The organism is Nonlabens antarcticus, from assembly GCF_015356755.1.
GTDB classification, from domain to species: Bacteria; Bacteroidota; Bacteroidia; order Flavobacteriales; family Flavobacteriaceae; genus Nonlabens; species Nonlabens antarcticus.
The window spans coordinates 281554-293343 of record NZ_JADFCO010000064.1 but is presented as its reverse complement, the minus strand read 5'-3'; the positions used below and the strand labels follow the sequence as shown (position 1 = coordinate 293343).

Here is an 11790-nt window from a genome sequence, read left to right as displayed (position 1 = left end):
TGTATAATAGGTCGTATCTTTTTGCTATAATTTTCATTTTATGTTTTCCAGACTTATACACTACTTTCTTTTAGTTTTTATATTATTCACGAGTATTACTATTCAAGCTCAAACATACGCCCGCAATGGCATGGTGGTATCTGATAACCGCCTCGCCAGTGAAGCCGGAGTAGCAATTTTAAAACAAGGGGGAAATGCCATCGATGCGAGCGTTGCAACAGCTTTTGCGCTAGCCGTCACACATCCAGCTGCCGGGAATATAGGTGGTGGTGGCTTTATGGTGTATTTACCTACTGATGGAAATGCAACCACTATAGACTTTAGAGAGAAAGCACCGCTAGCAGCAAGTCCCACTATGTTTCTAAATGAAAATGGTGTGGTCCCAGATCGTATAAACCATGATTCCGCGCTGGCAATAGGCGTTCCTGGCACGGTAGCCGGTCTTTATCTAGCGCATAAAAAATATGGTAAACTCCCCTGGAAAACTTTAGTAGAACCAGCCATAAAATTAGCGATTGACGGCTTCCCGTTAACCTGGGCTTTGTATAATGAATCAAAAGTAATCCGCGATTCAGAAAGCTCAACAGCTTTTCTCAAAAACTATTTTCTGAAACCTGATGGTTCTCCAGTTGACTTTAAAGAAAGCTGGAAACAACCAGAACTGGCTAAAACGTTAGAACTAATAGCTGCCAATGGCCAAGATGGTTTTTACAAAGGAAAGGTAGCTCAGCAAATTGCAGCTTTTATGAAAACAAACGGTGGGATAATTAGTATAGAAGATCTTGCCAAATACCAAGCGGTAGAACGTGAACCCATCAAAGGAACATTTAATGGTTATGATATTTACAGCATGCCGCCACCCAGTTCTGGTGGTGTTACCATGACAGCGATGCTTAACATTATTGAGCAAGCAGATCTAGAGACGATTCCGTTTAATTCCACAGCTTATGTGCATTTGGTCATAGAAGCCATGCGTCGTGGTTTTGCAAATCGAGCGGAATACCTAGGTGATCCCGATTTTAACCTCAATATGCCTCTTGACCGATTGACTTCTAAGGAATATGCTAAAAAGCTCTTTAACAATATTGATAAGAACAATGCATCTGTAAGCAATCCAGAAAAATTTAGCCATCCCTATGATGGAGATGATACGACCCACTTTTCAGTAGTCGACAACGCTGGAAATGCCGTTAGTGTGACTTATACTTTAGAACAATCTTATGGATCAGGATTAGGTGATTCAACATTGGGTTTTATATTCAATAATGAGATGGGCGATTTCAATCCGGTCCCGGGTGAAACAACCTCAAACGGTCAGATAGGAACTGATCCTAATCTTATTGCTCCAGAAAAACGAATGCTTTCTTCCATGAACCCTACCATAGTTGCAAAAGATGGCAAACCATTTCTCATTGTGGGAAGTCCTGGTGGGCGTACAATTATAAATACCGTTTTTCAAACAGTTCTTAATGCTATACTTTATGATATGCCCGTAGGTCAAGGCATTGAAGCGATGAAAATTCATCATCAGTGGTTGCCAGATGTTACGTACTATGAAATGGATAAATTATCTCCAGATACAGTAGAACAACTTGAAGCTATGGGTCACAATATGAAAGCTTCCAATCAATTAGGTCGTTTAATGGGCATTCAATATGATGCAAAAAATAATATCTATTCTGGTGCGTCAGATAGCTCTAGTCCGGACGGCGCCGCTGTAGGGTATTAAGTTGCTAAAATATTGCTGCAATGACAAACCATTTTCTAAGGATAGAATTCAGTTTAGAACCGGTTTGCTGCTGATTATACCTGTTTCAGTGTAAGGCTCATTTTTACTTTACTTAAATTTTTATACCCAAAATCATGCAGAGCTAATCTTTGCATAATTCTTTGCATAATATGATTCCTAAGATTTAAATTGTAATGAGCTACATCACTGTATAACGATAAAGGATGAAGTGAAAAGTTCTAATTCCATTATTGCGTTCTGATTAAATCTACATTGAGAATACTATGTGATCGAAATTTAAGGTTTTCTGCATTATTGGTGGGTTGTCCTAGATTTAGCATCTTTAGTATTATTATATTACTTCATCTCAAAAAAAGCAACTCATAAATAATCGCGGTGAATAATATTCTAGTACGTAGAGAAAATCATTGACTTGTCAGAAGCGCTTCTGTCTTCAATTATAAAATGGACAAACTAGAGGTCTACATGATTTAAAAACTCCATTAGATAGTCAATAAGTAAAAGAAGTAGTTTCACAGAATGGGTTCAAAACCCCTTAATTTATGGTGTGTTATCCACAAAATGACAAAGTCGTATTTATATCCCGAAATACGCCTTTCTTCAAAAAATAAGAGCCAAAACCTTATTTGCACTTCAACTTATGGCTAAATTTTATTTGCCTAAAGCTAGTAATTGATTTAAAAACCAAACAACTAATGCCTGAAAATCACAATTAAATAACACTTAAATTAAACTAGTAATTCAATTTTAAAAGCAAAAAAGAGCGTTGCAAAATTGCAACGCTCTTTCTCTAAGCTCTTACTCAATTACTGTTAATTAAGCTGCGTTTTCTTCCTTAATCAAATTAAGTGCACTACCCTTACGGTACCATTTAATCTGTGCATCATTATAAGTATGATTCACTTTAAAAGTATCCTTAGAACCATCTGCATGAACCACTTCTACCGTCAATGGTTGATCTGGAGCAAAGTCTTTCAGGTCAATGAAGTTGAAGGTGTCATCTTCTTGAATCAAGTCATAATCAGATTCATTTTCAAATGTTACTCCTAACATTCCCTGTTTCTTAAGGTTAGTCTCATGTATTCTTGCAAATGATTTTACAAGAACTACATAAACTCCTAGGTGTCTAGGCTCCATGGCAGCGTGTTCTCTACTTGAACCTTCACCATAATTATGATCTCCCACGACTACAGTTGGAATACCAGCTTTTTTATAGGCTCTAGCCGTTTTAGGCACTGCATCATATTCACCGTTTATTTGACTCTTCACCAGGTTAGTTTGTTTGGTGTAAGCATTAACGGCACCTATTAAACAATTATTAGAAATATTATCTAAGTGACCGCGGTATTTTAACCATGGACCAGCCATAGAAATATGATCTGTGGTACACTTCCCGAATGCTTTAATAAGTAATTTTGCATTCATTAGGTTTTCTCCATCCCAAGGTTCAAAAGGTGTCAGCAATTGCAATCTTTCACTATCCTCTGCAACTTTCACATCTATTTTGCTTCCATCTTCAACTGGAGCCTCATATCCTGCGTCTTCCACCTCAAAGCCTTTAGGAGGCAATTCAATACCAGATGGTTCATCCAGCATTACTTCTTCACCATCTTCAGTGATCAAGAAGTCTGTCATAGGATTGAAATCAAGTCTTCCTGAAATCGCAATCGCAGCAACCATTTCTGGCGAACCTACAAATGCGTGCGTATTAGGATTACCATCGGCACGTTTTGAGAAGTTACGGTTGAATGAGTGTACTATCGTGTTTTTCTCATCACCTTTCATATCACTACGATCCCATTGACCTATACATGGTCCACAAGCGTTTGTGAAAATTGTAGCGTCTAGATCTTCAAATATTTTTAAAATACCATCGCGCTCGGCTGTAAAACGTATCGTTTCTGATCCCGGATTAATTCCAAAGTCAGATTTAGGTTTAATATTCTTTTTCACGGCTTGTTCTGCAATGGAGGCCGCTCTGGTTAAATCTTCATAAGAAGAATTCGTACAAGAACCTATAAGTCCCCAATCCACTTTTAATGGCCATCCATTTTCTTTAGCCTTAGGTCCTAATTCTCCTACAGGCGTCGCAAGATCTGGAGTAAACGGTCCATTTAGATGTGGGACGAGTTCATCAAGATTAATTTCAATTACTTGGTCAAAATATTCTTCTGGATTTGCATAAACCTCATCATCAGCAGTAAGATATTCTGCTATTTTATCTGCCTCGTCAGCAATATCTGCTCGATCTGTTGCTCTCAAATATCGAGACATAGATTCATCATAACCAAATGTTGAAGTCGTCGCTCCAATCTCAGCTCCCATATTACAGATGGTTCCTTTACCTGTACAGGAAAGGTTTTTAGCACCTTCTCCAAAGTACTCAACAATTGCACCTGTTCCACCTTTAACGGTAAGAATTCCAGCAACTTTAAGGATCACGTCCTTAGCACTAGTCCATCCGTTGATATTTCCTGTAAGTTTTACACCTATCAGCTTAGGAAATTTCAATTCCCAAGCCATACCTGCCATTACATCAACAGCATCAGCTCCACCTACTCCTATCGCTACCATTCCTAATCCACCAGCATTCACTGTGTGAGAATCAGTACCTATCATCATTCCACCTGGGAACGCATAATTTTCAAGTACAACCTGGTGTATAATACCTGCACCTGGTTTCCAAAAACCAATTCCGTATTTATTAGATACAGAACCTAAGAACTCAAAAACCTCGTTACTTACATCGTTTGCACGAGCAAGATCGATAGCTGCTCCTTGTTTTGCCTGTATCAAGTGATCGCAGTGAACTGTCGTTGGAACTGCCACTTGATCTTTACCGGCTTGCATAAATTGCAAAAGAGCCATTTGTGCGGTCGCATCCTGACACGCAATGCGGTCTGGGGCAAAATCAACATAATCCTTACCTCTAGTGAAAGGCTCTGTTGCCTTGCCATCCCATAAGTGAGCATAAAGTATTTTTTCTGAAAGCGTCAAAGGTTTCCCTACGAGCTTACGTGCTTTGTCCACGCGCGCTGGCAAGGTCTCATACACTTTTTTGATCATGTCAATATCAAAGGCCATATAAATTGTTTTTTAGTATCTGTTCAAAGCAAATTTACAAAATCCCAACGCGTTTTGAAAATAACAGCAGACCATTGAAGACCTCTAACAGATTCTTAACATTCTGCTAAAATTACAACGGTATGTTTAAGCTTTATTTAGTTTCGTTCTTAATAATATAAGTCATTCACACTGCATGTAGAATATAAATAGAATCTCACTTTCGCGAAAGCGGAAATACTCTGAGCATAATCACAATCAGTTCTTTTGAAATCTGATTTTAAAGAATAGAAATATAGCGGCTGCATCGATGAAGTAACCCAAGTAAAATAATATTGTGGATAATATAGGGCGTGAATCCCGCAAGGGAGCACTAATAGCGATCAAAAGGCCACCTGCAAAAAGAAATAATAATGGTAAGCCGTATTTCTGAGACATTATAAGATTTTTGCTATGAGGCTATCTTCTGTAAAACCTTCAGCCTCTGCTTTATAATTCTTAATTATTCTGTGTCTCAAGATACCAGTCGCTACTGCTTTTACATCCTCAATGTCTGGACTGTATTTACCACGAGTAGCTGCGTGAGTTTTTGCAGCAAGAATTAGATTCTGAGAAGCTCGTGGACCAGCACCCCAATCTAGGTATTGCTTGATAATTTCAGGAGCTTCTGCAGACTTAGGTCGGGTTTTACCCACTAATTTAACCGCATATTCTACAACGTTATCTGCAACTGGAATGCGTCGCACGAGTTGTTGCAAATCAACAATTTCCTGTGCCGTAAATAAAGGGTTCACCTTTGGTTTGCGGTCTGAAGTCGTAGCTTTTACTACGTCCACCTCTTCTTGGTATGATGGATACTCCAGATTAATGGCAAACATGAAGCGGTCTAGTTGCGCTTCTGGCAAGGGATAGGTTCCTTCTTGCTCGATAGGGTTTTGAGTAGCCAGAACAAAATAAGGATTTTCTAAATCATATCGATGACCTGCAACGGTCACAGAGCGTTCTTGCATAGCTTCTAATAAAGCTGCCTGGGTTTTAGGAGGCGTACGGTTGATCTCATCTGCCAGCACTATGTTAGAGAAAACAGGACCTTTAATAAATTTAAACTGTCTGGTTTCATCTAGGATCTCACTGCCTAGAATATCAGAAGGCATCAAGTCTGGTGTAAATTGAATGCGCTTGAACTGCAATCCTAAAGCCTGAGCGATAGTATTTACCATCAATGTTTTGGCGAGTCCGGGAACACCTATGAGCAATGCATGACCTCCAGAAAAAATGCTGATTAGGATTTGATCAATCACATGATCTTGTCCTATTATTACTTTAGAAATTTCTTTTTTGAGTTCCTTGTGTCTCAATACAAGGTTGTCAATTGCTGCTACATCTGACATAAGCTCGTACGGTTATATTTTATTCCATTCTTGAAGTAGATCACAATCATCAAAATCATCTCCTATTTTAATATAGGTATCCTTGATCTTATCATCTCTCCATTTTTTAATCTTGCGCACTTGCTTATCGCGTAAAGCGAGGTCCTTGATTTTTAAATAATCTAAGGTATAGTCAGCCTCGTGATCTTCTACCTTTCTGATAAGGTTTACAATGGTGTAAGTCATCACACCTATATTGCGCTCATCTTTTTCCTCGATAATACCACTCACGTCACCTTCTTCCATAAACTGCACAGTTGAAACTAGAGAGGGAGCAGCTTTAGTTAAATCTAATAAATTTTCACCCGTAGTAGGGTTAACAAAAAGACCTCCACTTTTTGCTGTTTGTTCTTCATCACTAATAGCTCTAGCAGCGTCTGCAAACGTCGTATCGCCTTGCACGATTCTATCCCGCATTTCATCCAGCATCGTTTTTGCTTTTTCCTCCTGGGAACGACTTATGTAAGGATATAATAAAATATGACGAACGTCTCTTACAGATCCACGAACCTTTTCAAGATAAACAATATGCCATCCAAACGCGGTTTCAAAAGGCTCGCTTATCTGACCTTCTTCAAGAGAAAAAGCAGCTTCCTTAAACTGCTTTGCATAAGGATCCCCTCTTTTCATGGATATTAAACCTCCCTGGCGTTCTGTTCCTGAATCTTCTGAAAACAGGGTTGCTTTAGCCGCAAAATTGGCATCGTTATTTAGTACGTCATCCCTATACTCATTAAGCTTTTCAATCGTCTCCTTTATAGATCGCTCACTGGGTTTTGCTTTTACTACAATACGGGCAATTTCCACCTCTGTATTGAAAAGAGGTCGTTCGTCCTCTGGAATATCATAGAAGAACTGTCGCACTTCTTCAGGCGTAATTTGCACATCCTCTGTCAATCGTCTTTGCATGCGATCAGACAATAATTCCTCTCTGTTTATAATATTTAATTCGTCGCGTACCTGCTGGATATTTTCCATGCGATAAATATCAGCGATGTCTTGATCGCTACCACCATTTAATTGAGATCTGAAATACTCAATGCGCTGGTCTGTCATTCCTGATATTTCTGCATCAGAAACGGTGATACTATCTTGAATTGCGTGGTGCGCATATAGTTTTTCGCCCAGCATGGACTGCATCATCTCACACTTTGTGATTTCATCAGATCTTCCTGCACGTTTGTAGGACATGATCTGCTTTTCAATGTCTGAATCCAGCACTACAAATTCACCGATCACTCCTGAAACTCCGTCGATTTTGAACCGTACTTTAGTAGGCTCAATTGTGTCATTTAAGGCGGCAAGTACTTCTTGCTTTATGGCCTCGTCTTGTGTTGCAGATGTAGGTTGTGGTGTGGTTTGAGCTGTCATCGCTTTCGCGAAAGCGAAAACCATCAAAATACTGGTCCAACTACGGATTAATCTTAAGTCTATTGCTTTCAATCGCATCATTTAATAGGTCTTTTTCAATTTTTTTAATGTATGCCAACTTCCGTTGGTTGCGCAAAATCTGTTTGATCGTGGGATTGACGTAGGAAAGTGGCGCCTGCTCGCCGCGACGCAGTACGTCCTTAAAGCGCACCAAATATACGCCAAGACTATCTTCTAGCTCCCACGACTTTCCGGGTATTATATACTGATCTTCATTTGCTGGGGTAATGGGCAAAATCCGATCCAAAAGAATGCTTTTCTTTACCCAAATAGTATCATCTAATGAGAAACTGCGAAATCCCAAGGAAAGGCTGTCCAGAATTTTCAGATTTTTTGTACCGCCATCTTCAAACATTGATTTTATCTCATCTAGTTGTGCATAGTTCTTATCAAGAAATAAATAACGGAATTTAACTAGGTCTTCATTCAAAACGAACTCTTCCTTACGTACCTGGAAGTATTCAATTATCGCGTCTTTAGAAACAATCGTGTCTAGATTATGTTTGATCAATTCTTGTAGATAGGCTTGAGAGTATAACTCCGTTTTGTAGCGATCGATTAACAAGTTTAGACTGCGTTGCTTTTCCTCAGAAATATTCTGTCGGGCATTTTTCATCAACATTTGGTCAGTGGCCCATTCATCAATGAATTTCTGAACTATAAGTGCAGAGTCCGCCGGTGTATATTCCTCTGGCAATGCAGATTGAGCTTCTGTCCTGGTTAAAAACGCCTCGCCTATACGTGCTATGGCATCTGTGTTTTCCTCCTTCTCAAAATAAGAGCAAGAAGTTAAAACCAGTAAAGGAATTAGGTACAAACAGTATTTACGAACGTTTATTTTCAATCTCTTCTTTTACTTGTGTGAATACATTTTCATCTACATTAATATTTCTATCAATCCTTAGACTGTCCAACCATTTTTTTTCTAGTTCTTGCTGGTAATCATTAATCACGTTTCCTCGAGCTTCCTCAAAATTTTTGAAGGATGGCTCAAGAATATCGTTCACTAGAACAACCTTATAAAAGCCGTTATTTTCCTTTTCATACACCCTAGAAACCCCTTTTTTGACTTCAAAGTTTTCAGGCAACCTGGGAAACGATTCTTCCACGACACCTTTAGATACCATTACCTGGGTTCTTCCCTTGTCATTTAATTGTTCTTTTATCTGGTCTACCGTTTTTCCTTCTTGTAACAAGTCTCTAACTTTCTCTGCAATGGCACTTGTCGTATTTTGAGTAAGAACGATGTCAAGCCTTCTTTTCCACCTGTAATTGTCCTTATGACTGTTGTAATAATCTTGTTGACCCGTGCTGTCTATCTTTGCCTCTTCCCATACCTTCTTCTCCATCAAATCAAAAAGCAACAATCCTTCCTTGTATTCTTTATAAATAAAAGCGAAATCTTCATTGTCTCGCTCTAAATTCTCATCATAATAGTTGATTAGAGAAGCATTTATATAGTCTTTAAAATAAACAGCTAGCTTCTCTTCAAGGTCACCATACTTCCCATAATCCTTCAACTGTTTTTGAGAGATGAAATCATAAAACTGATTAGTCACGTACGATTGATCCTTAATAGCAAACAAAGGTTGCATTGATTTTATGCGCACGTTGTTTGTCCACGTTCCCGTCATCAAGGAGTCCGTAACTTGCGGGAACTTCTTTGTGTAGGAATCAATTTCTGGAAGTTGGACTCCATATTTTGCAATTAGTTTATTTGTAAAAGCATCAGTTATTTTTCTAGATCTGGGAGAGTTCTTTATTTGTTCCCGCAACCCTGGTTCAGAATCTTCAAAAGAAGGCGTAGGATGCTTTTCCAATAATTGAATAATGTGCCAGCCAAATTTTGATTGTACCGGTTTTGTATAACTATTGATTTCTGTTAATTCAAATGCAGCTTGTTCAAATTCTGGCGTATTGAGGTCACCTGTTCCAAATCTGGAGAGCTTACCATCATTCCTAGAGCTATTAATATCCTCAGAGAACTCTCTTGCCATTGCACTAAATTCCTTTCCAGCTTCTAATTGACCATAAATTAAATTAATGCGTTGCTGCGCCGTGTTGGTAGTATCGACACGTTGATCATAAGTCATAATATGAGCTACGGTAACCTCATCCGGAGTTTGTCTTTTACTATTTACTTTTAGAATATGATAACCAAAATCGGTTCTGAAAATTCCAGAGATTTGACCGACTTCGCTTCCATAGGCAGCATTTTCAAATTCATCTACCATAGTAAAAACACCGAACCATCCTAACTCGCCACCAGAAGCTGCACTAGGCCCTTCACTTTCTTCTCGTGCCACTGTTGCAAAATCTGCTCCATTTTCCACCTGTTTTTTAATTGCTGCTATTTTTTTATAAGCTTTTAAAGAATCTGCTGGAGTTGCAGTTCTCAGTACGTTCACGATAATATGACTGGCATTTACTTCTTCCATCATGCGGTTATATGCTTGTTTCACTAATGCATCTGTAACCTCATTATCTGTCAAATAGGACTCTGCTAGACTGTTGCGGTAGGATAATAATTCTTTCTGATAAGCGTCACCATTTTGCAATCCCAGTTCATAAGCTTGCAGTAATTTCAAACGGTAATCGACATATAGTTCTAGATAATTATCCATGTCCTTCTGGGAATCATCTTGTACAATGTCTAGATTTTTAAGATAAACTCTCATAAAAGTACCGGCATCAAACTCGATACCATCAACGGTCAACAACGTTTTGTCCTCTAGCTGTTGGGCTTTACAAAAATTTGAGAAACAAAGGGTTACTAAAAAAATGAGGTATGAAACTCTTATCATATATAGATTTCTAGAATCGAGGGCAAAAATAGCTAAAACCCTTAGGCGATCAAAACGTTGATGATCCCTAGATATTATACACTCGCTGTTAAGTTTATGCGATTTTTGCGTACTTAAGACAATGAGAAACAAGTATCAGATTACTATCGACCGACCCATTGAAGAATTGATGACACTTTTTCTTAATCAGGATAATTTTAAGCACTGGCAACGCGGTCTTATCAGCTTTGAAAACCTCACTAAAGAAATAGGATTTCCAGGAAGCAGACGTAAACTTAAAATAAAGACTCTTGTAGGAACTATTTCCATGACAGAGGAAATCACGGCGCGAGATTTACCTAACCACTGGTCTGCTACCTATCGTACTAGTGGTGTAGTAAACTTTCAAGAAAACCGCTTTCGCGAAAGCGAGATAACTACAGCTTCTACTACAATTAAACAAACTACCTGGGAATCTACCTCTGAATTTAAGTTTACGGGTATGATGCGACTGGTAGCAAAAGCGAAACCGGATCTTTTTGAAAAACAAACGTATCTATTTATGCAGGACTTTAAACGCTTTGCAGAGGAAGGAATATCTGCCACAACGCTATAAAAAAAGGAACCGCAACAGCGGCTCCTTTATTACTGGTTTATGTTAATAGATACTTATAAATTATCTACCGTTTCTAATGCTTTAGCTATCATTGTATCTCCTTGTAGCATTTCAAAAGTTACTTTGTTAGCAGTATCGTCATGCAATACTCTAGTCAACACTTGAGCAACATCTGCTCTCGATATTTCACCTTTTTGATCTAGCTTTTTAGTTACAATAATGTGGTCTGTACCTTTTTCATTATTCAATGCTCCTGGACGTACAATCGTGTAATTAAGTTTACTTTTTTTCAAATGCTCATCGGCATTATGCTTTGCCCATAAGTAATCTTTGAGATCCTCAGCTTTATCTGGTGCATCTGCACCACGTGAACTGAGCATTACAAATTTTACTACGTTATTTTTTTCTGCAGCATCAATCATCTTTTTAGCACCATCTTGATCGATCTCCACTACTTTCTTTCCACCAGATCCTGCAGCAAATACAACTTTATCAACATCCTGAAAAGCCTGAGCAACATCTCCTTCTAAATCGGCCATAACAGTTTTAATCTTTTGATTTTCAAATTGTGCTTTCTGATCCTCTTTACGAACCATCGCTATAGGCTCAAAATACTGGGACTCATTTAAAAGTTCCACTATTATTTTTCCAGTGGTGCCTGTAGCACCTACAACTAATACTTTTTCCATAATTCTAATTTACAGAGAAACTCATGTT

Annotated in this window: 8 protein-coding genes; 2 read left to right on the top strand and 6 right to left on the bottom strand. The window is 38.5% G+C overall.

Annotation, left to right across the window (positions count from 1 at the left end; genetic code table 11):
* Positions 1-40: 40 nt before the first annotated feature.
* Positions 41-1729, top strand: a complete 1689-nt coding sequence (ggt, locus tag IQ282_RS07410; protein ID WP_194851213.1) for a gamma-glutamyltransferase — start codon at positions 41-43, stop codon at positions 1727-1729.
* A gap of 837 nt (positions 1730-2566) precedes the next feature.
* Here ggt and IQ282_RS07405 read toward each other — a convergent pair.
* The 5 genes from IQ282_RS07405 to IQ282_RS07385 all read right to left on the bottom strand — a co-directional run bounded on the left by IQ282_RS07405 (position 2567) and on the right by IQ282_RS07385 (position 10478).
* On the bottom strand, positions 2567-4834 hold the full coding sequence (locus IQ282_RS07405) for an aconitate hydratase (RefSeq protein WP_194851212.1): 2268 nt from the start codon (positions 4832-4834) through the stop codon (positions 2567-2569).
* Between the two features lie 416 nt (positions 4835-5250).
* Positions 5251-6204, bottom strand: coding sequence for an AAA family ATPase (locus tag IQ282_RS07400; RefSeq protein WP_194851211.1), 954 nt, complete (start codon positions 6202-6204; stop codon positions 5251-5253).
* 12 nt (positions 6205-6216) lie between these two features.
* Positions 6217-7692, bottom strand: coding sequence for a peptidylprolyl isomerase (locus IQ282_RS07395; RefSeq protein ID WP_228547272.1), 1476 nt, complete (start codon positions 7690-7692; stop codon positions 6217-6219).
* Positions 7655-8518, bottom strand: coding sequence for a hypothetical protein (locus IQ282_RS07390; protein ID WP_228547263.1), 864 nt, complete (start codon positions 8516-8518; stop codon positions 7655-7657). Before IQ282_RS07390 ends, IQ282_RS07395 begins: the two co-directional genes overlap by 38 nt.
* Positions 8499-10478, bottom strand: coding sequence for a peptidylprolyl isomerase (locus IQ282_RS07385; protein ID WP_194851209.1), 1980 nt, complete (start codon positions 10476-10478; stop codon positions 8499-8501). The genes IQ282_RS07390 and IQ282_RS07385 overlap by 20 nt, the downstream gene beginning before the upstream one ends.
* Before the next feature lie 121 nt (positions 10479-10599).
* Here IQ282_RS07385 and IQ282_RS07380 point away from each other — a divergent pair, with 121 nt between their 5' ends.
* Entirely contained in the window at positions 10600-11073 is a 474-nt protein-coding gene (locus IQ282_RS07380; RefSeq protein WP_228547262.1) for an SRPBCC family protein, read from the top strand.
* A gap of 53 nt (positions 11074-11126) precedes the next feature.
* On the opposite strand, the gene IQ282_RS07375 is transcribed toward IQ282_RS07380, so the two are convergent.
* Complete coding sequence (locus IQ282_RS07375; protein WP_194851208.1) at positions 11127-11762, bottom strand: SDR family oxidoreductase; 636 nt, start codon at positions 11760-11762, stop codon at positions 11127-11129.
* Positions 11763-11790: the final 28 nt, after the last annotated feature.